Below are 24,429 nucleotides of genomic sequence, written 5' to 3' on the forward strand. Positions count from 1 at the left end.
ATATGTCCGGGATTAATGCTACAACACGCGCTCGCTGAACATCTCCGGAGGATTATCGCTATGACGAACGGTGCACCGCGCCCGGCCGATCCTCCCGCTCCGGCGGTATCGGCCGTGCCCACGCAAGGCCCCTTGTCGGACGATATGCTGCGGCGGATGGACGGCTATTGGCGGGCCGCCAATTACCTGTCGGTCGGCCAGATCTACCTCCGGAGCAATCCGATGCTCACGGAGCCGCTCGCGATTGAGCATGTGAAGACCCGGCTGCTGGGGCATTGGGGTACGACGCCCGGCCTGAACATGCTGTACGTCCATCTCAATCGCGTCATCGTCGCGCGCGAACTCGACATGATCGCCATCATCGGCCCGGGCCATGGCGGGCCGGGTCTGGTTGCCAACACCTATCTCGAGGGCTCCTATACGGAGCGCTATCCCGCGATCGAGCGCAGCAGCGGCGGCATGAGCCGGCTGTTCCGCCAATTTTCCTGGCCCGGCGGTATCCCCAGCCACGTCGCCCCCGAGACACCCGGATCGATCCACGAAGGCGGCGAACTCGGTTACTCTCTCGCTCATGCGTTCGGCGCGGTGTTCGACAATCCCGACCTGATCGTCGCTTGCGTCGTCGGCGATGGCGAGGCCGAGACCGGCGCCCTGGCGACGAGCTGGCACAGCAACAAATTCCTGAACCCGGCGCGGGACGGGGCGGTATTGCCGATCCTGCATCTGAACGGCTTCAAGATCGCCAACCCGACCGTGCTGGCGCGGATCGGCCAGGACGAACTGATCGATCTGATGCACGGCTATGGCTATGAGCCGCACTTCGTCGAAGGTGACGACCCTGCCGACGTGCATCAGCAACTCGCGGCGACGCTCGATACTGTGCTCGACCGGATCAAGGCGGTGCAGGTCGAGGCGCGATCGGGCGCCGACGTCGCGGACCGGCCGCGCTGGCCGATGATCGTGATGAAGACGCCCAAGGGCTGGACCGGCCCGAAATTCGTCGACGGCTTGCCCGTCGAAGGAACGTGGCGCGCGCACCAGGTGCCGATCGCGGACTTCAAGAACCCGGCGCATCTCGGTCAGCTCGAGCAATGGATGCAAAGCTATCGCCCGGCGGAATTGTTCGACGCGGCCGGCAAGTTTCGAGAGGAGTTTGCGGCGCTCGCCCCGACCGGCCATCGCCGGATGGGGTCGAACCCGCACGCCAATGGCGGCGAATTGTTGAAGCCGCTATCCCTGCCCGATTTCCGGGATCATGCCGTCGCGCAGGCAGGCCCCGGCCAGGTTCAGGCCGCGGCGACCGCCGTGCTGGGCGGCTATCTGCGCGACGTCATGGCGCTGAACGCGGACTCGGCCAACTTCCGCCTGTTCGGCCCCGACGAGACCGCCTCCAATCGCTTGCAGGCGGTCTATGAAGTGACCGGCAAGACGTGGATGGCGGACACGGAGGCGAACGACACCGATCTCAGCCGGGATGGCCGCGTGATGGAGGTGCTGAGCGAGCATCTCTGCCAGGGATGGCTGGAAGGCTATCTGCTCACCGGCCGCCACGGCCTGTTCTCCTGCTACGAAGCGTTCGTCCACATCGTCGATTCCATGGTCAACCAGCATGCGAAATGGTTGAAGGTCACGCGCACGATTCCGTGGCGCCGGCCGATCGCGTCGCTCAACTATCTGCTGACGTCGCATGTCTGGCGGCAGGATCATAATGGCCTGTCGCACCAGGATCCCGGCTTCCTCGATCATGTCGCCAGCAAGAAGGCGGATGTCGTCCGTATCTATCTGCCGCCGGACGCGAATTGCCTGCTGTCGGTGGCCGATCATTGTCTGCGCAGCCGTCACTATGTGAACGTCATCGTCGCGGGCAAGCAGCCCGAGGCGCAGTGGCTCGATATCGACGATGCGGTGCGCCATTGCACCGCGGGCGCCGGCATCTGGGAATGGGCGAGCGACGACGGCGAGCCCGACGTGGTGATGGCCTGCGCCGGGGACGTGCCGACGCTGGAAACAATGGCGGCGGTGATGATGCTGCGCGACACTGTGCCGGATATCCGGATCCGGGTCGTCAATGTGGTCGATCTGATGGTACTCCAGCCGCAGTCGGAACATCCCCACGGGCTCGACGAGCGCGCCTTCGATGCGCTGTTCACCACCGACAAGCCGGTGATCTTCGCCTTCCACGGCTATCCTGCGCTGATCCACAAGCTGACCTACCGCCGGACCAACCATCACAATATCCACGTCCGCGGCTATAAGGACGAGGGCACCACGACCACGCCGTTCGACATGGTCGTGCTCAACGATCTAGACCGGTATCGCCTGGCGCTCGACGCGATCGAGCGCATCCCGCGCTTGCGCGATAGGGTCGCGGACGAGACCGCGCGCTATTGGGCGCTGATCGAGCGGCATAAACTACACGTTTATGAAGAGGGCGACGATCTGCCCGAGGTACGCGACTGGCAATGGCGCCGATGAGCGCGGCGCTGCCCCCGCTCGGCATCCTCACGCTGAACGAGGGATCTTCGTCGCTCAAGTTCGGCTTTTACGAAGCCGGGCCGGATCGGATCGAGGCCCGCATGTCCGGCGAGGTGGAAGGGAGTCAGCCCGCCGACATGTTCGACCGGATCGACACCGCTTTGGGCGGCGTGCGACCCGATGCGATCGGACACCGCATCGTGCATGGCGGACCCGATCTGTTCGGGCCGGTGCGCATCGACGCGGATGTCCTGGCCCGGCTGGATCGCGCCACCGCCTTCGCGCCGCTGCACGGCCCCGCCGCGCTGTCGCTGATCCAGGCGGCACAGGCGCGTTATCCGGATGTCCCGCACGTCGCCTGTTTCGACACCGGCTTCCATGAAGGGTTGGAACAGGTCGCCGCCGTTTTGCCGATCCCCAAGGCACTGCGCGGGGAGGGGGTGCGTCGCTACGGCTTCCATGGCCTGTCGTGCCAGTCGATCGTCGATCAACTGGGAACGGACCTGCCCGAGCGGCTGATCATCGCGCATCTCGGCAGCGGTGCCAGCGTCACCGCCGTCCGCGCCGGCCAGTCGATCGACACCAGCATGGGTCTGACCCCGTCGGGCGGCATCGTGATGGCGACGCGCGCCGGCGATCTCGATCCTGGCCTGTTGCTCTATTTCTTGCGCGAACGCGGCATGGATGCGGCCGCGATTGAGGATATGGTAGACCGCCGTTCCGGCCTGCTGGGCATTTCGGCATTGTCGGGTGACATCCGCAGACTGCACGCCGCGGCGGCGACGGACGTCGATGCCGCGCTGGCCATCGCCATCTTCTGCCGCTCGGTCGCCAAACAGATTGCCGCAATGATGGCCTCGCTCGGCGGTGCCGACATGATCGTCTTCACCGGCGGCATTGGCGAGAACGATGCCGTGGTCCGCTCTGCGATCTGCGACGATCTTGTCTGGGCGGGTGTTCGGTTGGAACGGGCGGCGACCGGCGGGGGAGATATTACGGTGCGCATATTACCCTCGCAGGAAGGGGCGGCGATCGCACGCGGCGTATTCGCGTGCCTGCATGGCCGCTAGCGCGTTTCCGGCGCACTGCCCGCAGCGGTCCCGAAACGACACATAGGCCGGAAGGGGGCGCCCAGTCGGCGACCCCGCCGGGAAAAACAGCAAGGATCCAGGACGTGAAGAGCACCGGCAACACTATTCTCATCACCGGCGGCGGCTCGGGCATCGGGCGGGCCTTGGCGCATCGCTGGCATGATGCGGGCAGCAGCGTGATCATCACCGGGCGTCGCCAGCAGATGCTGGATGACGCAATTGCCGGCCGGGAACGGATGGCGGCCTACATTCTCGACGTGACGGTAGCCGACGAGGTCGACGCGTTCGTCCGGAAGGTTCTGGCTGACCATCCCCGGCTCAACATATTGGTCAATAATGCGGGTATCTACAGCGCCGAGAAGATCACCGCCCATCGCGATATCTCCGACGCGGAAGCTATGATCCAGACCAACATCGTCGGCCCGATCCGTATGACCAATGCCTTGATCGACCATTTGAGCGCGCAGCCCGGCGCGGCGATCATCAACATGTCGTCCGGCCTCGCCTTCGTTCCCTATCCTGCGGCACCGACCTACAGCGCGACCAAGGCCGCCCTGCATTCCTATACGGCTGCGATCCGTCCCCTTCTGAAAGGCCGGGTCGAGGTGATCGAGATCGTGCCGCCGCAGGTGCAGACCGAACTGACTCCCGGCCAGTCCACGGATCCGAGCAGCATGCCGCTCGATGAATTCGCCGATGAGGTCATGGCTCTGTTGCATGCGGAAAACACACCCGCCGAAATATGCGTGGAACGCGTTCGCTATTTCCGCGAGGCGGAGGCCAAGGGGCAATATGACGAGGCGTTGGAGATGCTCGCCAAATATAGCTGATTGCGCGAGTGGCTTGGCTGCGCCGTCATCACGGGCGGCGCGCAGACCCATAGCTCTCGCCACAGTAAGCGTGCCGAGGGATCAGCCATTAAGCGGTATTTCGATGCCTGTTCTTCGCCCGCCCATCGGATGACAATTCAGCATCAGCATGAGCCGCGGTGATTGGCCGACAGACGCCCATCGTTCGCTTGCGGACGTTCGTCGGCCAGCGCAAACCGGGCCGATGCTTGACGACGAACTGAAAAACCTGCGTCGAGTTGTTGCCAATGGCGGCACCGCGTCGGAGATAGACGACGCACTTCTGCCTCTCATCGCGCGCTTGGACCCATCGATCATCGCCCCCATCCTGATGCTTCTCAACGAGAGCGGCGATCAGGATGGCATGTGGTCGATACTGCATACGGCGGAGTCGTTCGATGGACCGGTCTATAGGGCAGGTCTCCTCACGGCCTTGCCGGTGCTGGCGCAAAGCTGCCGGTGGTGGGCTACGACGTTGATGATCCGTGTCCTCAACTCGGACACGGATCATGCCGAACTGACAGCCCAGCTTCGTGATGCGTCTCTGCCGACGAAGAAGGCCGTCGCGACGATCTGCGAGCAGTTGAGCAAAGACGCACGCTTCCAGGCTAAGGCAGCTGCGGTCCTCGCCGCCGCCAAGGCGTGAGGGCCAAACATCCGCAGCCCGCATCTGCGTACGCCGAAGGCCGCTTCCAAAGACAGCGAGCGACGCTGTTACCGATCCGTCATTCGCAGCCTCAAGCTCGGGCGAAAGGGCCAGGTTCCAAACGATCGGCCGTCCCTCCGGATGTTCCAACAATTCCCGTACGGAACGCTGTATATGACGCCACGGCTTCCCCCCCAGGGACACGGCCCTCGGACAGGCGCTGCGTGCGGGATCTGTGGTTCTGATCGCAACGCAGCGGGTTTCGGGGCTCGCTTCTATGTCCGGTCGAACAGCAGAACATCCTCGCCGGCAACCGCCCGCACGTGGCTGCCCTTTCCGTCCGCAGAACGCATGAAGCGAAAGACGAGGGTTGCCGCGGGGACATAGCCGTCGGGCAGGACGAAGCCATTGGTGTCGACCGCGACAAGCGGCCGGTCGCGCCCACGCGACCGGATCATGATCCCGTCCGGCCCCCGGACGATCTCGATCGTATCCGCGCTGAACCCCGTGTCCAGGAAGCCGGTCACCATCGGGTCTTGCGCGTCGCGCCGCCGATACGTTCCCACATAGCTGTCGACCAGCGCCGTCGCGGGAATGTCGGCGATCCGAACCGACCAATCGCCGGGCCAACAATAGGCGTCGGAGACGGCGTTGCGGATCTCGTCGCCCAGAATGTCGCCATGCTCGCCATTCGTCAGCACCACCAGCCCGTCGCCGGTCGCGAGATTGCCTTCGACATACGCCTTGTAGCTGTCGTTGGCGCCGGCATGATGGAAGATGCGCGTCTCTCCTCGGCCTGCCAGCCGTGGGCCCAGGCCATTGAAGCCGGGGCTGACCACGGTCATCATCTCCACCGCCAGTTCCTGAGGGAGGAAGCTCTGGCGCGTGCGGTAACTGGCGCCCAGCGCCAGGACCATGCGGGCAAGGTCGCGCGCGTTCGTCCACAGGCCGGAGGCGGCAAGTTCAGGAAAGCTCTGCCAGCCGCGTGGCAGCGCAACCGGCTGTCCGCGTCCGTCATGGGCGTGGGCGATATTGTCGGTCGCGGCAGCGGGCGCCGGTATGAACCGGCTCCGCGTCATGCCGAGCGGGCCGAACACATGCTGGTGCGCCAGCCGGTCGAAGGCTTCGCCGGTCGCATCTTCGATCACGGCCTGGATGACCATATATCCGCCGCCGGAATAGCGCGATCGCGTGCCGGCCGGATCGATCCTGGCGAGCGCCTTGTTCCTGGCCGGAGGCATTCCGTTCAGCGTCTGCGCCAGGGTCGGAAGCACCGCGTCCGGCGGATAATCCGAAAAGCCATGGACGTTGAAGCCGCTGCTATGGGACAGCAGCATGCGCAGCGTCACCGCGCGGTCGTCGCCTGCAGGCCCGACGGGAACATGCCACCGCTTGAGCCAGCGATTCACGTCCTGATCCAGATCGAGGGTCTGGCGGGATACCAGCTGTAGGCATAGGAGCGCGGTGGCCAGCTTGCTGACCGAACCGACCGAAAACAGCGTCTCGGTGTTCACCGGCGATGCGGTGCCGGCGACGCGCGTTCCAAACCCTTGCGCCGTCGCAATGCTGCCGCCGCGCATCGTCGCTATCGCAACGCCGGGTACGCCATGGTGCTGCATGCGATCGGGCAGCGTCCCGTGCTCGTGACCGGTATGAACATTGGAACGCAGGCGCAGCGTCTGGAGCGATGGTGATTGTGCCGGTGCGGCAGAGGAGGCCCAAGCCGCAAGCGGAACCACGGCCCCGCCGGCCAGAAGACTGCGTCGATCGAAACGGTGCATATGCGCTCGCCATGTCATTGGCAGCGCCCGCCGATCCTTCGTTCAGGATTGGCCCGGTGCCCTAACCAATCCCCTGTCGCGATGCCCCTGCTTAGCCGGGCGGTGCAGGAGGTCAAGCATCGCCACCAATGCGGGCAAGGAGGCGAAAAGACGCACGATCCGCCTGTGCCGCGGCGATCCGGGAAGAAGCGCACGGGTTGGGCTATAAGCGCGCTTATGGTCGATCAAATGCCTGCCCCGTCCGCGCTCGTGCGAATGTCCCCGACGGATGTTCCGGATGTGGCCAGCCTGTATGTCCGATGCGCCGATTATTTCCTGCTGCAGGATGGTGTGACGCCCACGCTGCGCAATGCGCGCGATATCTTCACCGATCTCCCGCCGGGAAAAGTCGCGCAAGATCAGGCCGTCTTCGGCTGGAAGGAAAACGGATCTCTATATGCGGTCGCGGCGATCCTGCGTGACTATCCCACCAAAGGCATCTGGTATCTCGGCTTCATGCTCGTCGATCCGCGGTGGCGCGGCCATGGCGTGGGCGCGTCTTTCTATCGCACGCTCGAGGCGTGGGCGGTTGCAGAGGGCGCGACCGAGCTTCGCGTCGCCGTGATCGAGGATAATGAACCCGGCGCCCGCTTCTGGCGCGCGCTCGGTTTTGTCGAAGCGCGCCGCGTGGGGCCGGACAGGTTCAAAACGCGGCGTCATCGCCGGATCGAGTTACGCCTTCCCGTGGCTCCAGCTACTCCGGACGGGTGACGACAGCGTGACCAGGATCGCCCCGCAATTGCGGGAATGAGGACATCAAAGCGCTTTTCCGCAGCTGGGTCGGCAGCCCCGTGCGGCATCAACGGCAGGCGCGCCGGCGTTCCCGCAAGCTTGACGAGATGTTGTCCATCGCGTTGCTTGGCGGAAACAGGAAAAGGGGAGAAACAATGCGACGCGCGCTACCGTTAATATTGGCCGTCATCCTTGCCGCGCCATCGTCCGCGCAGGATCTCGCCGCGCAGGAGATTGTGGTGACCGGCGCCCGGGCCGAGCAAGACGGATATCAACGCGACATGCCCGCAGTGGGCCTTCGTCGCACGGCCGATTTTCTCGTGCAGCAGGTCATCATCCGCGGCGACACGCGCGACCCGAAACAGCGCGCCGTGGAAATCCGTCAGATGCTGGAACGGGCGGTGCAGCTAGCCGGCAAGCATGGGGTTCAGCTGGCCTATGGCGACTATATTCTCACGCCGCTCACGCCCGACAATCTCGATCAGATCACATTGTCTAACGACAGCCGCCCCGACAGCCAGAAAATCTCCTTCCTCGTCAAAGCGCAACTCGGCGGGAAGGAAAGCGGGGCACGCGCCGAAAAGCGTATCGAGTATTTCGTCGAGTCCGTCCCGGAAGTCGGCCGCGCGCAGATGGATATGGACGATGATTCATCCCTGTCGATCGTCGGCCCGGACCAATATCGCGCTCAGATCGCAGACAAGGTCATGGAAGATGCCCGGATGCTTTCGACCAAGATGGGCGCAGGTTATGCCGTCTCGATCGAGGGCCTGAACATGCCTGTGCAATGGACGCAGGCCGGGCCGGCGGAAGTCCTGCTCTACATCCCCTACAAGCTGGTCATCGTCCCCAAGCCTTGATCGCGAGGTCTGAGCCGCCCATCCGTTGACAAAGTACGTATTAAGCGTACAGATTGGACCGCGTGCCGGAATGTGACTCGCCAGATCACCGGCGCCGGCTCTTTCTCAGATTTGGCAGTGATGGCGCGTCCGACGATCCAGTGTCAGAAGAGCTGCCGTTCGGCGTACATAATCCTCCCCCGCCAGGGGGAGGTGGCGCCGAAGGCGACGGAGGGGGAGGACGGCGATGCGCCTCGCAGGTTCAGAAAGCAGCCAGCGCAACGCCAAACGCCTGCGCAAGGCGATGACGCCGCCAGAGATTGCCTTGTGGCTCGCCCTCCGCAGCAACGAAGCAGGCTTGCGTTTCCGCAGGCAATACGCCGCCGGTCGCTATGTGCTGGATTTCTATTGTGCCCCGGCCCGGTTGGCGGTCGAGATCGACGGTGAAGCGCACAATCGGGGCGACCGTCCGCAGCGGGATGGCGTGCGCGACGCATGGCTGGCGGGGCAGGGCACGCAGGTATTGCGCTATGCGGCGGGAGACGTGCTGACCAACCTCGACGGCGTCGTTCGCGACATCATGACGACCGCGCTCGCGCGAATGGGTCGACCCGTGGGCTGATCGCCGTCCTCCCCCTCCGTCAGGCTCCGCCTGCCACCTCCCCCTGGCGGGGGAGGATTGGGACAGTGATCCTCCCCGCCAGGGGGGAGGTGGCGCCGCAGGCGACGGAGGGGAGGGCGGCAATACGCCGCGGTTCGAAGCGCCGGCCATTCAGATCATCAAGTTCGTTTCCGGTGTTTTTCCGCCTTCCCGCACATTCCTCCCCCGCCAGGGGGAGGTGGCGCCGAAGGCGACGGAGGGGGAGGGCGGCAAAGCGCTGCGGTCCGGAGCGCCGGCTACTCAGATCATCAAGTTCGTTTCCGGTGTTTTTCCGTCTTCCCGCATCATCCTCCCCCGCCAGGGGGAGGTGGCGCCGAAGGCGACGGAGGGGGAGGACGGCAATGCCCCTCGCAGCTTCGTCACCCCGACGCGATCACCGCATCGCCCGTCGCCCGCCGCAACTCCAGGATACCCGTCTCGCGATGGCGGGTCGGATGCACCCGGTTCGTCAGCAGCGTCCAGGCGACGCCACGCGCGAAATCCACCCAAAGCCCGGTGCCGGTGAAGCCCGTATGGCCGATCGTTTCGGGTGAGCAGGCGTCACCGCCATGCCAGCCGGCGAACCTCTTCTCCCAGCCGCACGTGCGGTCGTCGCGCACGCGGGTGCGGATCGCCTGGAGCATGGCGGGCGAGGCGCCGCTACCGTCGAGCAGGCCTTGCGCGAAATCCAACACGCCTGCGACCGTGCCGAACAGCCCGGCGTGGCCGGTCGCACCGCCCAGCGCGAAGCAATTCTCGTCATGCACCTCGCCCTTCAGGACGCGCCCGCGCCACGAACAGGCTTCGGTCGCGACGGCGGGGCCGGGCGGCGTGCCATAAGCGAGGCCGGCGCCGAGCGGCCATGCCGAAAGCGGCGCGCCCGTGATCCGCTCGATCGCGATCCCCAGCAGCAGGAAGTTGATATCAGAATAAACCGCCGGTCCGTGCCGCCATTCCCGTTGCAGCACGAACGCGCGCAGCCGATCCGGATCGTCGCTATAGGTATAGATTGGCTCGACCGCCGGCAGGAAGGTGCGGTGGGCAAGGCAGTCGCGGAACGTCAGCCGGCGCTCGGCGGCCTGCGCGACATCATATTGCCGCAAATCGGGGATGGCATCGGTCAGCGGCCGATCGAGGTCGATCCGGCCCTGATCAGCCAAGGTCAGGATCATGGGGGTGGTCGCGATGACCTTCGTCAGCGAGGCGAGGTCGAACCAATGCTCGTCCGTCAGCGGCTCCGGCTCCGGCTCCAGCGCCGCCATGCCGGCATGGCGCACCACGCGGCGGCCGTCGGCATGGACGATGCCGAGCGCCGCGCCGGGTATCCGCCCCTCCGCGATCGCCGCGGCGGCCGGGGCAAAGGCGTGCTCGATCATGCCTCCGCCGACCTCGGTTTCACGCCAGTGATGAACGGCAGGAACAGGATCGCCGCCGCGCTAAGCCCGCCCGACAGCCAGAAGAAGCCGTCATAGCCGATCGCCTGCTGGATCGATCCGGCCGCACCCGCGAGCAGCCGCGGGAGCAGGAAGGCGAAGCCCGACAGGAAGGCATATTGCGCGCCGGGATAACGCGGGTTCACTAGCATCGAGAGGTAAACCACGAACACCGCCCCCTCCAGGCCGTGCGCGAACTGGTCGAAGCCCGCGGCCACATAGAGCACGAAATTGCTCGGCGATGCGTACCACAGCCAGACGAAGATCCAGTTGCCGAAGGCCGATGCGATCGCGCCGCCGGCCAGCGCGGCGCCCATCCGCCAGCGCGCGGCCATCCAGCCGCCGATCGCGACGCCAACCATGCTGGCCAACAGGGCAACCGCGCCATCCGCCATCGCGATCTGGTTGAGGCTGTAACCGCGCGCGTTCCACAAAGGGTGGGACAGGGTCAGCGTCATCACGTCGCCCATGCGATAGAAGGAGACGAACGCCAGCACCGGCAGCGTCGCGTAACCGAACCGCCAGAAGATATCGACATAGGGCCCGATCGCTGCCGACAGCCGCGCGGGCGCATCGGCCCGCATGCGGCGAATGCGGGGCAGCGCGATCGCCAGCCCCACGAACGGCAGCAACGCCAATGCCAGCACCAACGGAGTGACGTTGGTCTTGCTGGTCACGCCCGCTTTGGCCGCCGCGGCGAGCAGGGCCCAGCCGACGATCGCGGTCACCAGCAGCGAGCCGAGCAGGATGATGGCGCTGGCGATCAGGCCGGTGACGAGGGCGGGGCCGCGGCGGCCGTCATGCTCCGCGTCGCGCGCGGTCGCCACCAGGATAGGGAAGGGCAGGAAGGCCGCGAGCGCGATCACCAGATAGGCCCAGGTCCAGTCGAGCTGCCCCGCTACGAACACCGCGCCGCTGCCCGCCGCGACCATCGCGCTGCGATAGCCCCACAGATTGGCCGCGACCATCGGCCCCTGTTCGGCTTTGGTCGGGGCGAGTTCGATCCGCCAGCCGTCGGCAGCCACCTCCAGCGTCGTCGTCCAGAAAGCGAGCAGCACCGCGAACAGGGCGGTCAGCGGCAGGCTCCTGTCACTCGACGTGAACGCCATCGCCGTCATCGACAGGAAGATGCCGAGCTGGGACAGCATGATCCAGCCGCGCCTTTTGCCCCAGAAGCGGCCAAAGCCCGGCACGTCGAAGCGGTCGAGCAGCGGCGCCCACACGAACTTGAACGTCGGCAGCAGCGCCACCCAGGCGAAGAAGCCGATCAGCACGATGTCGATGCCGTGCCGCGCCAGCCGCAGCGTCAGCACCGCATTGAACATGTAGAAGGGCAAGCCGGCGGAGAAGCCGAGCAGCAGATACAGGGCCAGCAGGCTGCGGGGTGGCCGCGGCGACGGCGCCGCGTCAGCCAAGCTGGCCGATCCCGTCAAATTGAGTCGCCGCCACCCACGCGGCGGTTGTCGGCGTAACTATACCGCGCCGTCAACCGCCGGATGACCTTACAGTTTGGCCGTCAGGTCCGGAATGATCTGGAACAGATCGCCGACCAGGCCGAGATCCGCGACCTGGAAGATCGGCGCATCCTCGTCTTTGTTAATCGCGACGATGATCTTGCTGTCCTTCATGCCGGCCAGATGCTGGATCGCCCCCGAAATACCGACCGCGACATACACCTCCGGCGCGACGATCTTGCCGGTCTGGCCGACCTGATAATCGTTCGGCGCATAACCCGCATCCACCGCCGCCCGGCTCGCGCCGACCGCGGCGTGCAGCTTGTCCGCCAGCGGATCGATCAGCGCATGGAATTGCTCGGACGAGCCCAAAGCCCGACCGCCGGACACGACGACCCGCGCCGACGTCAGCTCCGGCCGCTCCGACTTGCTGGTCTCGCGGCCGACGAAGCTCGACAGGCCGGTATCGCCCGTGCCCGCGACGGGTTCGACCGCGGCCGTACCGCCGCCCACCGCCGCCTTGGCGAAGGCCGTGCCGCGCACGGTCAGCACCTTTTTCGCGTCGGACGACTGCACCGTCGCCACCGCATTGCCCGCATAGATGGGCCGCGTGAACGTATCCGCGCCTTCGATCGAGAGCACGTCGGACACCTGCATCACGTCGAGCAGGGCGGCGACGCGCGGCGCGATATTCTTGCCTTCGGACGTCGCGTTGCACAGCAAAGCATCGTAATTCGCCATCAGCGCGACGAGCAACGGTGCGACATTCTCGGCGAGCATCTGGCCATAGGCCGGATCGCTCGCGAGCAGCACCTTGGCCACGCCGTCCACTTTGGCAGCCGCTTCGGCCGCCTGCTGGGCTTCGCTGCCGTCGCCGGCGACCAGGGCATGGACGTCGCCCAGCTGGGCCGCGGCCGTGATGGTCGACAGGCTCGCATCCTTGAGCGCGCCTTCGCCATGCTCGATCAATACCAGCACGCTCATTGTGCGATCCCCATATCCTTGAGCTTGCCGACCAGCGCATCGACGCTGTCAAGCTTCACGCCCGCCTGGCGCTTGGACGGCTCGACCACCTTCAGCGTCTTCAGCCGCGCCGTGATATCGACGCCATAATCGTCCGGCGTTTTCTGCGCCAACGGCTTGCTCTTGGCCTTCATGATGTTGGGCAGGCTCGCATAACGCGGCTCGTTCAGGCGCAGGTCGGTGGTGACGATTGCCGGCGTCGCCAGGCTCACCGTTTCCAGCCCGCCATCCACCTCGCGCGTCACTTCGACCCGGTCGCCCTTGACCTCGACCTTGGATGCGAACGTGCCCTGCGGCCGGCCGCTCAGCGCCGCCAGCATCTGGCCCGTCTGATTGCAATCGTCATCGATCGCCTGCTTGCCGAGCATGACGATGCCCGGCTGCTCTTCATCCATCACCGCCTTCAGCAGCTTGGCCACCGCCAGCGGCTCGACTTCCGCATCGGTCATGATCAGGATCGCGCGATCGGCACCCATGGCGAGCGCGGTGCGAAGCGTATCCTGCGCCTTTTGCGGTCCGACGGAGACCGCAACGACTTCGGTCGCCGCGCCTTTTTCGCGCAGGCGGATCGCCTCTTCGACGGCAATCTCGTCGAACGGGTTCATCGACATCTTGACGTTGGCGAGATCGACGCCGCTGCCGTCCATCTTGACGCGCGGCTTCACATTATAATCGATCACCCGCTTGACGGGGACGAGGACCTTCACATCGTTTCTCCACAGCCAGCGCGGGTCGCAGCCCGCGGGTCAGACGCCCCCGATAGCAGGTGCTTGACGTATAGGTAAAGCAGCTGGTTCCTGCCCGTTCGTCCCGAGTAGCCATCGAGCTTGCCGAGATGGCGTATCGAGGGACATGCCGGTCTCGATACGGGTTCTCGACAAGCTCGAACCCTACTCGACCCGAACGGGCAGGAACGGAAGCGCGCTCAAGCCGCCTGCTGCACCTGCGCCACGATCTTCTTCGCCGCATCGCCAAGGTCGTCCGCCGCCACGATCGGCAGGCCCGAATTGGCGAGGATTTCCTTGCCCTGCTGCACGTTCGTGCCTTCCAGGCGCACCACCAGCGGCACCGACAAATTCACTTCCTTGGCGGCCGCGACGATGCCCTCGGCAATGATGTCGCAACGCATGATGCCGCCAAAGATGTTGACCAATATGCCCTGCACCGCCGGGTCGGACAGAATCAGCTTGAACGCCGCCGTCACCTTCTCCTTCGAAGCGCCGCCGCCGACGTCGAGGAAGTTGGCGGGGAAGGCGCCATTCAGCTTGATGATGTCCATCGTCGCCATGGCAAGGCCGGCGCCGTTGACCATACAGCCGATATTGCCGTCCAGCTTGATGTAGGCGAGGTCATACTTGCTCGCTTCGACTTCCGCCGGATCTTCCTCGGTCTCGTCGCGGAGCTCCAGAATGTCGGGATGGCGATACAGGCTGTTCGAATCGAACGAGACCTTCGCGTCCAGCACCAGCAGCTTGCCGTCGGTCGTCTCTACCAGCGGGTTGACCTCCAGCATCGACATGTCGGTGCCGACAAAGGCGTTGTACAGCTGGCCGGCAAGCTTGACCGCCTGCTTGTTGAGATCGCCCGTCAGCTTCAGCGCGAAGGCCACGGCGCGGCCATGATGCGGCTGGAAGCCTTCGACCGGATCGATCGTGATGGTGCGGATCTTCTCCGGCGTGTCATGCGCCACCGTCTCGATGTCCATGCCGCCTTCGGTCGAGACGACCATGGCGATGCGGCCGCTCGCGCGGTCGACCAGCATCGAGAGGTAATATTCCTTCGCGATGTCCGCGCCGTCGGTGATGTAGAGGCGGTTGACCTGCTTGCCCGCATCGCCGGTCTGGATCGTCACCAGCGTGTTGCCCAGCATCTCGCCGGCATTGGTGCGGACTTCGTCGGCCGACTTGGACAGGCGCACGCCGCCCTTCGCATCGGGACCCAGTTCCTTGAACTTGCCCTTGCCACGGCCACCGGCATGGATCTGCGCCTTGACGACATAAAGCGGCCCGGGGAGCCGGTTAGTGGCTTCGACCGCCTGGTCGACGCTCATGGCGGCATAGCCCAAGGGGATGGCGACGCCGAACTTCGCGAGCAGTTCCTTGGCCTGGTATTCGTGAATATTCATGGAAGGGCGATTCCTGTGCGGACTCGGGGAAAGTGCCGCGCGTAAAGCACAGGCCCGGCCTCAAGGCAAAGGCTTCACCCCCCGATTTCGCACTTGATCGCCGCCTTGGTGGTGACCGTGACGATTTCGGGATCGCCCAAGTCGGCGATGCGGCGCAGCACGCGCTTGACGCTCATTTTCTCGCCCGGCGTTTCCGATTTGGCGACCGACTTCAACTCCTTCAGCTGTTCGATCGACAGCCGCTCGGTCATTCGTCCCGCCATGCACCGTGCGATCTTCGCCGGCAGTCCCGCTTCCTGCAGGGCGGCGTTCACGCGTTGCTCGGGGCTGGCGCCGCAGCCGGCAAGCGCCAGAAGGGGAAGGAGGAGGAAGGTCGCGCGCTTCATGAGTATCTCCGGAACGGGCGCGCTAAACGCCCAATCGTCTGACGGATGGATGAACGGCGCGGTCGCGCCTATATGAGGACGGTGTCCATCGTAACCGGCCTTTGCCTATTCCTCCTCACCGTCGCCCTCATGGAGGGCTTCGCTTACGCAGCGCACCGCTGGATCATGCATGGTCCGGGCTGGTTCCTGCACAAAAGCCACCATCGCCCGCGGCTTGGCAATTGGGAATTGAACGATCTGTATGCCGCGATCTTTGCGGTCCCCTCCATCATACTCCTGCTGGGCGGCGTCCAGCTTGACTGGTGGCCGGGCTGCGCCTGGATCGGGGCGGGCATCGCGGCCTACGGCGCCATCTATTTCGGGTTTCACGACTGGATCGTGCATCAGCGCCTGCCCGGCCGCTTCGTGGCACGCTCGACTTACATGAAGCGAATCGTCCAGGCGCATCGCCTCCACCATGTCGTGGAAACCAAACATGGCACGGTCAGCTTCGGCTTCCTGATCGCGCCCAAGCCCGAAAAGCTGAAAGCCGAACTGGCGAAGCGCAACCGAGCAGGGGTCCGCGAACCGCGTTAAAGACGCGACGAGCCTTTAAATGACCCTCCTAGAAAGACGTAAGGTTCAGCGCGGACGCGTCCAGAGGGTCGGTGCGCGCGGTGTACCGGCCTTGGGGTGGCGCGCCTGCCACCAGGATTTCATCACCCAGCCCAATTTGGCGCGTTTGCTGGTGGTGACGCGCGCGTCCCACGCCGTCGTCCCCCGGCGCGCGACCTCGCGGGCGATGTCGCCGTAAATCCCCGCCGCCGCCAGCACCGCCCACGCCGACCGGAACGGCAAGGCCGCCGCGCCGACTCGCGCGCTCGCCTCATAGGCCGCCGATCGCTCGGCCAGCCGCGTGCCGAGCGATGCCAGGCGCGCCCGATAGGGCGGGGCAAACAGCTCCGACTCGGGAATTTTTAACTCTTTCAGCCAGTCGAGCGGCAGGTAGCGGCGCCCCGCGTCATGATCCTCCCGCACGTCGCGCGCGATATTGGCCAGCTGAAAGGCGATGCCCAGGTCGCACGCACGGTCCAGCGTCGCCTCGTCCTGGGGCGACACGCCCATCACGATCGCCATCATCACGCCGACCGCGCCGGCGACATGGTAGCAATATTGATAGAGATCCTGTTCGGTTTGCGGTCGCCACCCACGCGCGTCCAGCGCGAACCCTTCGATCAGATCGTTGGCGACCGCGGCGGGAATATTGCATTCGCGCGCAACCAGCCCGAAGCCGTCAAAGGCGGGATCGCCGCTTGGTTGGCCCGCCAGTGCCAGCGCGGTGCGTTCGCGGATCGTCGCCAGCCGCGCGGCCGGATCGTCCACCACCTGCATACCGTGGCCCATGTCCTGACCGTCGGCGAGATCGTCGCAGGCGCGGCACCAGGCATACAGCAGGCAGGCATGGTCGCGCGTGGCGGGATCGAACAGCTTGGCCGCCATCGCGAAGGATTTGGAGCCATCCGCGATCGATTGCCGCGCATGCTCCACCAATGCCGTGCGGTCGAGCGTCAAAGCTCTTCCGCGCGCATGCTCGTGATCGGCGTGGCCGGGCGATGCGCGGCCATGTCCGCGAGCAAAGTCTCCAGATCGTCGCCCGTGATCAGCAGGTCGCGATGCTGCGGGCGCAGGAAGCCGACATCCTGCATCATGCGCCAATATGCGAGGATGCCGTCATAATAGCCCGCGACATTCAGCAGGCCGACCGGCTTGTTGTGATAGCCCAGCTGCGCCCAGCTCAGCGCCTCCCACAATTCGTCCATCGTGCCAGTGCCGCCGGGCAGCGTCAGGAAGCCGTCCGACAGATCGGTGAAGGCCTGCTTGCGCTCGTGCATCGTCTCGACGACGTGCAATTCGGTCAGACCGAGATGCGCGACCTCCAGATTGACGAGCGCCTTGGGGATGACCCCGATCACTTCGCCGCCGGCCTGCAATGCACCGTCCGCGACCGCGCCCATCAGGCCAAGCCGGCCGCCGCCATAAACGACGCCGATGCCGCGTGCCGCCAGCGCGGCGCCGACGGCCCGAGTCGCGTCGATGTAGATAGGGTCGGCGGGGCTCGCCGAACCGCAATAGACCGCAAGCCGCCTCACAGCGTCTCCAACATCAAGGCCGCCGTTGCCTTGGCAGATCCGACGACACCGGGAATCCCGGCGCCGGGATGCGTGCCGGCGCCGACAAAATACAGATTATGCAGCACATCGTCGCGATTGTGCGTGCGGAACCAGGCCGATTGCGTCAGCAACGGCTCCAGGCTGAAGGCCGAACCCAGATGCGCCTGCAGGTCATGCTGGAAGTCGAGCGGGGTGTAGCAGAAGTGGGTGACAATCCGCTCCTTCAGCCCCGGCATCAGCCTCTTCTCGATCTCGTCGAGAATGCGCTCAGAATATTCCTCCTTCAGCGCCTCCCAATCCAGCGGCGCCTTGCCCAGATGCGGCACCGGCGCGAGCGCATAGAAGCTGGAACAGCCCTCCGGCGCCAGACTGGGATCGGTTATGGTGGGATGATGCAGGTAGAGCGAGAAGTCCGCCGGCAGCACGCCATGTTTGTAAATGTCGGTCAGCAATTCGCGATAGCGCGGACCGAACAGGATCATGTGGTGCGGAATGCCCGGCCACGTGCCCTTTACCCCGAAATGGATCACGAACAGGGACGGGGAGAAGCGCTTGCGCTGCAGCGCCTTGCTCGCCTTTTTACCGCGCTCGCTGCTGCCTAGCAGGTCGCGATAGCTGTGCATGATGTCGGCGTTGGACGCGACCATGTCGAATGCCTCGCGCCAGCCGCTTTGCGTCCGCACCGCGGTTGCGCGATCGCCGACCGTTTCGATCTCTGCCACCGCGTCGCCCATCCGCACGACCCCGCCGAGTCGCTCGAAATGTTTGACCATGCCGCGCACCAGCGCGTTGGTGCCGCCCTTAGCGAACCAGACGCCGCCCATTTTCTCCAGCTTGTGGATCAGCGCATAGATCGCGCTGGTCGTCATCGGATTGCCGCCGACCAGCAAGGTGTGGAAGCTCAGCGCCTGGCGCAGATGCTCGTCCTCGACATAAGAGGACACGATCGAATAGACCGAGCGCCACGCCTGATATTTGGCCAGGGCCGGCGCCGCGTTGATCATGCTCTTGAAGTCGAGGAAGGCGACCGCGCCGAGCTTCTCATAGCCCTCGTGGTAGACGCCGGCCGCATAATCCAGGAACTTGGCATAGCCCGCCACGTCCTTGGGATTGAGCTTGGCGATCTCGGCCCGGAGCGCCGGCTCGTCATTCGAATAATCGAAGCTGACGCCGTCGGGCCAGTTGAGCCGGTAGAACGGGCTCACCGGCAGCAATGTCACGTCATCGGCCAGGCGATGCCCGGTCAGCGCCCACAATTCCTCCAGACAGGCCGGATCCGTGATCACGGTCGGCCCGGCATCGAAGGTGAAGCCGTCCCGCTCCCACACATAAGCGCGGCCACCCGGTTTATCGCGCGCTTCGATCAGGGTCGTAGCGACCCCGGCGGATTGCAGGCGGATGGCGAGCGCTAAGCCGCCGAAGCCAGCGCCGATTACGGCAGCCGTCTTGCGCGTTTTTTCTATCACCTTTCCTCCCTGAGCGCGCCGACGGCCCGGCGCAAGGGCACAGGCGGTTTGCCGACAAATATCCGTGCCTTATCGAACAATGTGGATCGTCCGGCGTAGAACCGCCCGATCAATCCCTCGCCCAGCCGGTAGAAGCGCTCGAGCACCCGATAGCGTTCGGGCGGGTCGGCGGCCCGGAACAGCATCCGCGCCAGCAATCGATAATAGCCGCGATCGTCCCACGCGGCGCGCGCATGGTTGCGCAGCGCACCCGCGAGCGGCCGGGACGACAGATCGGGCAGGGACGCGACGAGAGCGGCGACGCGCACCGCATCGGGCAGCGAATAACCCGTCATCGGCTGGAACAGGCCTGCGCGCATGCCCGCGCGCGCCACGCGGTCGCGCAATGGCCACAGGCTGGCGAAGCGGCCGGCCATCGCGATCGGCAGCGAGCCGACCTCCTGGCGCTCGATCGCCGCGATCGTCCAGCCTTGGGCCGCGGCATAATCCTGGATTCGGGCCTCGATCGCGGGCACGTCCAGCGTCGCCGTGTCGCTATAATATGTGTCCTCCACGAACACCTCGTCCGGCCCGAACGGCAGCAGATAGACGAAGCGATATCCCTCCGCCTGGTCGACGGTCGCGTCCATGATGACCGGACGCGTCAGCCCATGCGGGGCGCTCAGCCGCAGCAACTGACCCACGAATTTCTGCCAGCCCAGATCCATGGTCGAAAGATCGCCGGTGCCGCGCGCGTCAATCACCCCCGCCGCATGGATCCGGCGCCCATCCGTCAGCGTCGCGCCTTCCGGATCGATCGCCGCGATCATCCCTTGCACGATGGCTTGGTCCGGCAGGGTCGCGCGCAACACCGCATCCAGCCGCTCCGACTCGATGGAATTGTACCGGCCGGCCAGGGTGCGCCGGTGCCCGGGGAAGCGCACGTCATTGCCGTCCCAGCGGTGGCAGATCAGCGGCTCGACCAGGGGCCGCTCGGCCGGGGCCACGTCGCTGTCGAAAAAGGACCAGACGTGATTGCCGCCCAGCTGCGCGCCCGCGTCCACAATCGTGACGCGTATCTCGGGCCGCCGCGCCGCCAGCGCCAAAGCGATCAGGCCGCCGGTCAGTCCGCCGCCCGCTATCAGCAGGTCCGTGGTGGGGATTTGCTCCATTGCGTCGCTTCTCTACCCACACGATCCTCCTGCGCCTATAGCGCTGTCATGATTGTTTCCGTCCTGCTGGCTGCTGCGGCCATGACCGCGATCGTCGCGCTGCGCTATCTCGCCACCAGCGCGGGCTTTGCCTTCGCGACGCGGCTGAAACGCCCCGGCCTCTATGCGGGCCAACATGGCCAGATCTGGCGCGAAATCGGCTGGTCCTTGCTGTCGGCCGCCATTTACGGCGTGCCCGCGGGCCTTGTCGCCTGGGGGTGGCAGACCCATGGCTGGACCGCGATCTACACCGATCCCAAGGCCTACCCGCTCTGGTGGATGCCCGTATCCGTGCTGGCCTACCTGGTCCTGCACGACACCTATTTTTACTGGACGCATCGCCTGATGCATTGGCCGTGGGCATTCCGGAAGATGCACGCCGTCCATCATGCCAGCCGCCCACCCACGGCATGGGCGGCGATGAGCTTCCATCCGTGGGAGGCGATCAGCGGTGCGGTCGTGATTCCGGCGCTCGTCTTCCTGATCCCGATCCATGTCGGCATGCTCGGGCTGGTACTGGCGATCATGACCTTGATGGGCGTCACCAACCATATGGGGTGGGAGCTGTTTCCGCGCTTCATCGTCAACGGACCTGCCGGGCGCTGGCTCATCACCGCCACCCATCATCAGCGCCATCACCGCGAATATCGCTGCAATTACGGCCTATATTTCCGCTTCTGGGACAGTTTGTGTCGCACCGACCGCGGCCTCGGCAATTTTGAGGATGCAAAGCGCGCAACCTAGCCCTCAATCTTTGCACCTTGCGCTGCAAAATAACTCTTGCGGCACTGCACCATTAGAGTCACATTGATCCTGCCTTTCAGGCATCCTCTCCTAAGACTCAAGGGCCGGTTCGCCGGCCCTTTTTTTATGCGTTTCGCATGACCGCGCGGGCTCGACCCGATCCCCGTCTGCGCTACAGGAAAACGATGCGGTCATCTGCTCCTCGGGATTCGGTGGGTCTGGCAGTGCCGGCCCTGATCATTGCCAATATCGCGCTGGCGATCGGCCCATGGCTGGTCCGGATTGCGCGCGTGGACGGGCATGTCGGGCCGATCGGCTCAGGTTTCTGGCGCCTGACCCTGGCCTTGCCGATCCTGCTCATCGCCATGCGCCGCGAAAGCGGGGTGCGCCCGGTCAATATGCGCACATTGCTGTTTGCCGCTTTGATGTCGGGCCTGTTCTTCGCGGCCGATCTGGCGGCGTGGCATCTCGGTATCCTGCACACGCGCCTGTCCAACGCCACGTTGCTGGGCAACGTCACCGCCATCCTTTTTCCGATCTATGGCTTCATCGTCGCGCGCAGCCTGCCTAGCCGCAGGCAGGGGCTGGCGCTGCTGCTCGCTTTGTGCGGGGCGGGGCTGCTGTTGGGACGGTCCTATGAATTGTCCGCCCGCAACCTGCTGGGCGATCTGTTCTGTCTGGTCGCAGGCGTCTGCTACACCGGCTACCTCGTCTTCGCGGATCGCGCGCGCTCCGCGCTCGGACCGATCACGACGCTCACCTGGTCCGTCGCCGCCGGCATACCGATATTGCTCGTGGTTGCGCTCGCGGCCGACGATCCGATCTGGCCGGATCTGTGGTGGCCGCTCATTCTGATGACGCTCGGCAGTCAGATCATCGGGCAGGGGCTGATCCTCTACGCGGTCAGCCGGGTCTCCGCGCTGGTGGTCGGCCTCATGCTGCTGCTCCAGCCCATCGTCGCGGCGACGATCGGCTGGCTGGCTTATGGCGAGCGGCTGACCGCCTTCGATTATGTCGGCGGTCTCGCCATTGCCGCGGCAGTATTGTTGGTGCGCGGTGCAGAGCGCCCTTTGCCCGCCGCGCAGATCAGCCTAAGTGCATGATCATGGCTGACGTGCTCGACATGACGCTCGACGAACTGCGTGCCGCCCTGGCGGCGCGCCTGCCGGAGGAGGCGGCGTTCGAAGGCTGGACCGATGCGGCGCTGGATGCGGCGGCGCTGGCGCTCGGTGTCCCGCCCGAACGCGCGCGACTCGCCTTTGCCGACGGTGCCGGCCAGATGATCGACGCCTGGTTTGCCGATGTAGATCGGCAGATGACCGCAGCCTTGCCGCCCGAGACGCTCGCGGCAATGCGCATCCGTGAGCGTATCACCGCCCTGGTGTGGACGCGCATCACCCTGGTCGCCCCCCATCGGGAAGCGCTGCGCCGTGCTTTGGCGGTGCTCGCCCTGCCGCAGAATGTGCTGCTGGGCGCCCGCTTGGGCTGGCGCGCTGCCGATGTCATGTGGCGTCTTGCCGGCGATACCGCGACCGGCTTCACGCATTATAGCAAGCGGCTGACCCTCAGCGCCGTCTATGGCACGACCGTGCTCGCCTTCCTCGACGATGACAGCGAGGATCAGGCCGATACGCGCGCTTTCCTCGATCGGCGCATCGACGACGTCATGAAGTTCGAAAAGCTGAAAGCACAGCTTAAGCCCGATCCGGATCGCCACTTCAACGTCGCCCGCTTCCTCGGCCGGCTTCGCTACCCGACGCATTAAAGGGACGGCTTTTCGTTTCTCCCTGATCTCGGGGGAAGGGCGGCGCTGACTTGAGATTGATGACATGACCCACGCAGCAATGCCGAAATAGCCAATCGTCTCCTCCCCGGAACGGGGAGGGGGACCATCGCGCAGCGATGGTGGAGGGGAAATCCCCACCGTCCCGCAAATCCCCTCCACCACGCCTGCGGCGCGGTCCCCCTCCCCGTTCCGGGGAGGAGACGGTTCCTCAAGGATTACGGTCACGCCGGCTGGGCTGGGCCGATGCGCGCTGCCTCAATTGCCGGCGGCTTACACTTACCCTTCAGTCAGCGGAGGCTAAGACGGACTGCTAATCCGTTCGTGCCGACGTTCGCCCGGGCAGCCCGGAGGGCAAAGCGACGCGGCGGGGGCACATTTTGGGGGACGCTTAGCCGCCTCCGCGCCGCCGGCTACGCGAACCGCCCCGGGCCATAAAGACCGACGTCGATTCCGCTGACCGCCTCCGGTAACGGCGCGTCCAGCAGCAAGGCGGCGCCCACCATCGCCGCGGCCGGCGCGGTCTGGATCCCGAATCCTCCCTGGCCGGCAAACCAGAAGAAGCCCGGTGCCACCGGGTCGAACCCATACACCGGCAGCCGGTCCGGCGCGAAGCTCCGCAAGCCGGCCCAGGCGCGTTCGCGCCGCACGACCCGCCAGTCGACGACATGTTCGAACTGGTCGATCGCGATCGCGACATCCAGCTCTTCCGGGGCGACGTCATGCGCGGCGACGGCGGTCTCGTCATGCGGCGACAGCCACAGCCGGCCGCCCGTCTCGGGACGAAAATAAAAGCGGCCCAGCGCGTCCATCACCAACGGCATGTCCGCGGCCATCGGCGGATCGGTGATCAGCTGCGCCATCGTCCGGCGATAGGGCTGGATTTCGATCGGGGACGCACCCGCTAGCGTGGCGACAGGGCTCGCCCAGGCGCCGGCAGCATTGACCAGCAGCGGCGCCCGCACAACACCTGCGCGCGTGCGCACCTCCCAGCCGTCGCCTGCGCGCGTGATGGTCTCGACCGCGGCATCGGTCAGCAACTGCGCGCCCGCGCGCTTGGCCTCGCCCAGGAAGTGGCCGTGCAACGCCGCGACATCGATATCCTGGCAGGTAGGCTCGCTCAGGCCCGCGACGAACGCCGCGCTTAGCCGCGGAATGGCCTGCTCCAGCGCCGCCCGCTCCAGCAGTTCATAGTCGACCCCGCCCGCGTCCAGTTCCTCGGCAAGCGTCGCCAAAGCAGGGCGGCCCTCGGTCGTCGCAATATGGATGCAACCGCGCGGATGCAGGAAGCCGCGCGCCGCCATCCATGGGCCGGATGCGGTGGTCAGCGGCTGGACCAGCGGCCCGCCATAACTTTCGGACCAGAAGGCGGCGGACCGTCCGGTGGAATGATAGCCCGGCTGCGACTCGGCTTCGATCAGCAGCGTGCGCGCGCGATCGCCGATCATGGCGGCCAGGCTTGCCCCGGCAATGCCGGCGCCGATGATGGCGATATCCGCCTGGAACGATGACATTGCGGGCTCAACCCCGGTTACGATACGAACAGCGGCGTCTAACGCATCGCCTCGGTCTGTCCATGTAATC

23 protein-coding genes are annotated in these 24,429 nt (G+C 65.5%); 11 read left to right on the top strand and 12 right to left on the bottom strand.

The features are described 5' to 3' along the window. The first annotated feature begins 60 nt into the window (after window positions 1-60). From ACSBM8_RS04865 to ACSBM8_RS04880, 4 genes are all read left to right on the top strand, one after another. The gene (locus tag ACSBM8_RS04865; protein ID WP_442680530.1) at window positions 61-2,475 is read left to right on the top strand and encodes a phosphoketolase family protein; all 2,415 of its coding nucleotides are present in this window, start codon (window positions 61-63) and stop codon (window positions 2,473-2,475) included. After that, the gene (locus tag ACSBM8_RS04870; protein WP_442680531.1) at window positions 2,472-3,545 is read left to right on the top strand and encodes an acetate/propionate family kinase; all 1,074 of its coding nucleotides are present in this window, start codon (window positions 2,472-2,474) and stop codon (window positions 3,543-3,545) included. The genes ACSBM8_RS04865 and ACSBM8_RS04870 overlap by 4 nt, the downstream gene beginning before the upstream one ends. 104 nt (window positions 3,546-3,649) lie before the next feature. Then, complete coding sequence (locus tag ACSBM8_RS04875) at window positions 3,650-4,396, top strand: SDR family oxidoreductase (RefSeq protein WP_442680532.1); 747 nt, start codon at window positions 3,650-3,652, stop codon at window positions 4,394-4,396. A 223-nt stretch (window positions 4,397-4,619) separates the two neighbouring features. Next, entirely contained in the window at window positions 4,620-5,060 is a 441-nt protein-coding gene (locus ACSBM8_RS04880; protein ID WP_442680533.1) for an Imm30 family immunity protein, read from the top strand. 275 nt (window positions 5,061-5,335) lie between these two features. Here the strand turns inward: ACSBM8_RS04880 and ACSBM8_RS04885 are convergent, their stop codons facing one another. Next, complete coding sequence (locus ACSBM8_RS04885; protein ID WP_442680534.1) at window positions 5,336-6,841, bottom strand: serine hydrolase domain-containing protein; 1,506 nt, start codon at window positions 6,839-6,841, stop codon at window positions 5,336-5,338. Between the two features lie 279 nt (window positions 6,842-7,120). On the opposite strand from ACSBM8_RS04885, the gene ACSBM8_RS04890 reads away from it, so the two are divergent. From ACSBM8_RS04890 to ACSBM8_RS04900, 3 genes are all read left to right on the top strand, one after another. After that, complete coding sequence (locus ACSBM8_RS04890; protein WP_442680535.1) at window positions 7,121-7,591, top strand: GNAT family N-acetyltransferase; 471 nt, start codon at window positions 7,121-7,123, stop codon at window positions 7,589-7,591. Between the two features lie 176 nt (window positions 7,592-7,767). Then, window positions 7,768-8,472: a TonB-dependent receptor gene (locus ACSBM8_RS04895; RefSeq protein ID WP_442680536.1), complete on the top strand. Its 705-nt coding sequence runs from the start codon at window positions 7,768-7,770 to the stop codon at window positions 8,470-8,472. Between the two features lie 226 nt (window positions 8,473-8,698). After that, window positions 8,699-9,073 carry an endonuclease domain-containing protein gene (locus tag ACSBM8_RS04900; RefSeq protein WP_442680537.1) on the top strand — a complete coding sequence of 125 codons (375 nt, stop codon included), beginning with the start codon at window positions 8,699-8,701 and terminating at the stop codon, window positions 9,071-9,073. A gap of 398 nt (window positions 9,074-9,471) precedes the next feature. On the opposite strand, the gene ACSBM8_RS04905 is transcribed toward ACSBM8_RS04900, so the two are convergent. The 6 genes from ACSBM8_RS04905 to ACSBM8_RS04930 all read right to left on the bottom strand — a co-directional run bounded on the left by ACSBM8_RS04905 (window position 9,472) and on the right by ACSBM8_RS04930 (window position 15,512). Next, complete coding sequence (locus tag ACSBM8_RS04905; RefSeq protein WP_442680538.1) at window positions 9,472-10,467, bottom strand: serine hydrolase domain-containing protein; 996 nt, start codon at window positions 10,465-10,467, stop codon at window positions 9,472-9,474. Next, window positions 10,464-11,939 (bottom strand): permease, encoded by a 1,476-nt coding sequence (locus ACSBM8_RS04910; RefSeq protein ID WP_442680539.1) that lies wholly within the window; start codon window positions 11,937-11,939, stop codon window positions 10,464-10,466. Before ACSBM8_RS04910 ends, ACSBM8_RS04905 begins: the two co-directional genes overlap by 4 nt. 87 nt (window positions 11,940-12,026) lie before the next feature. Further along, window positions 12,027-12,962, bottom strand: coding sequence for an electron transfer flavoprotein subunit alpha/FixB family protein (locus ACSBM8_RS04915; protein ID WP_442680540.1), 936 nt, complete (start codon window positions 12,960-12,962; stop codon window positions 12,027-12,029). Then, window positions 12,959-13,708 carry an electron transfer flavoprotein subunit beta/FixA family protein gene (locus tag ACSBM8_RS04920; RefSeq protein ID WP_442680541.1) on the bottom strand — a complete coding sequence of 250 codons (750 nt, stop codon included), beginning with the start codon at window positions 13,706-13,708 and terminating at the stop codon, window positions 12,959-12,961. Before ACSBM8_RS04920 ends, ACSBM8_RS04915 begins: the two co-directional genes overlap by 4 nt. Window positions 13,709-13,926: 218 nt before the next feature. Next, window positions 13,927-15,126, bottom strand: a complete 1,200-nt coding sequence (gene sucC / locus ACSBM8_RS04925) for an ADP-forming succinate--CoA ligase subunit beta (RefSeq protein ID WP_442680542.1) — start codon at window positions 15,124-15,126, stop codon at window positions 13,927-13,929. 74 nt (window positions 15,127-15,200) lie between these two features. Beyond that, complete coding sequence (locus ACSBM8_RS04930; RefSeq protein WP_442680543.1) at window positions 15,201-15,512, bottom strand: hypothetical protein; 312 nt, start codon at window positions 15,510-15,512, stop codon at window positions 15,201-15,203. 72 nt (window positions 15,513-15,584) lie between these two features. Between ACSBM8_RS04930 and ACSBM8_RS04935 the strand changes: the two genes are divergently transcribed. Then, complete coding sequence (locus ACSBM8_RS04935; protein WP_442680544.1) at window positions 15,585-16,088, top strand: sterol desaturase family protein; 504 nt, start codon at window positions 15,585-15,587, stop codon at window positions 16,086-16,088. Between the two features lie 45 nt (window positions 16,089-16,133). Here the strand turns inward: ACSBM8_RS04935 and ACSBM8_RS04940 are convergent, their stop codons facing one another. The 4 genes from ACSBM8_RS04940 to crtY form a co-directional block, all read right to left on the bottom strand. Further along, complete coding sequence (locus tag ACSBM8_RS04940) at window positions 16,134-16,991, bottom strand: phytoene/squalene synthase family protein (RefSeq protein ID WP_442681489.1); 858 nt, start codon at window positions 16,989-16,991, stop codon at window positions 16,134-16,136. A gap of 68 nt (window positions 16,992-17,059) precedes the next feature. Then, on the bottom strand, window positions 17,060-17,641 hold the full coding sequence (locus ACSBM8_RS04945; RefSeq protein WP_442680545.1) for a TIGR00730 family Rossman fold protein: 582 nt from the start codon (window positions 17,639-17,641) through the stop codon (window positions 17,060-17,062). Beyond that, complete coding sequence (locus tag ACSBM8_RS04950) at window positions 17,638-19,128, bottom strand: phytoene desaturase (protein WP_442680546.1); 1,491 nt, start codon at window positions 19,126-19,128, stop codon at window positions 17,638-17,640. Before ACSBM8_RS04950 ends, ACSBM8_RS04945 begins: the two co-directional genes overlap by 4 nt. After that, entirely contained in the window at window positions 19,125-20,279 is a 1,155-nt protein-coding gene (gene crtY, locus ACSBM8_RS04955) for a lycopene beta-cyclase CrtY (protein WP_442680547.1), read from the bottom strand. Before crtY ends, ACSBM8_RS04950 begins: the two co-directional genes overlap by 4 nt. A gap of 48 nt (window positions 20,280-20,327) precedes the next feature. On the opposite strand from crtY, the gene ACSBM8_RS04960 reads away from it, so the two are divergent. From ACSBM8_RS04960 to ACSBM8_RS04970, 3 genes are all read left to right on the top strand, one after another. Next, complete coding sequence (locus ACSBM8_RS04960) at window positions 20,328-21,062, top strand: sterol desaturase family protein (RefSeq protein ID WP_442680548.1); 735 nt, start codon at window positions 20,328-20,330, stop codon at window positions 21,060-21,062. Window positions 21,063-21,286: 224 nt separating this feature from the next. Beyond that, window positions 21,287-22,165 (top strand): DMT family transporter, encoded by an 879-nt coding sequence (locus tag ACSBM8_RS04965; protein ID WP_442680549.1) that lies wholly within the window; start codon window positions 21,287-21,289, stop codon window positions 22,163-22,165. Between the two features lie 2 nt (window positions 22,166-22,167). Continuing rightward, the gene (locus ACSBM8_RS04970) at window positions 22,168-22,827 is read left to right on the top strand and encodes a COQ9 family protein (RefSeq protein WP_442680550.1); all 660 of its coding nucleotides are present in this window, start codon (window positions 22,168-22,170) and stop codon (window positions 22,825-22,827) included. A gap of 431 nt (window positions 22,828-23,258) precedes the next feature. On the opposite strand, the gene ACSBM8_RS04975 is transcribed toward ACSBM8_RS04970, so the two are convergent. Continuing rightward, complete coding sequence (locus ACSBM8_RS04975; RefSeq protein ID WP_442680551.1) at window positions 23,259-24,359, bottom strand: NAD(P)/FAD-dependent oxidoreductase; 1,101 nt, start codon at window positions 24,357-24,359, stop codon at window positions 23,259-23,261. Window positions 24,360-24,429: the final 70 nt, after the last annotated feature.

Source organism: Sphingomonas sp. ASY06-1R, from assembly GCF_052180265.1.
Lineage (GTDB): Bacteria > Pseudomonadota > Alphaproteobacteria > Sphingomonadales > Sphingomonadaceae > Sphingomonas_I.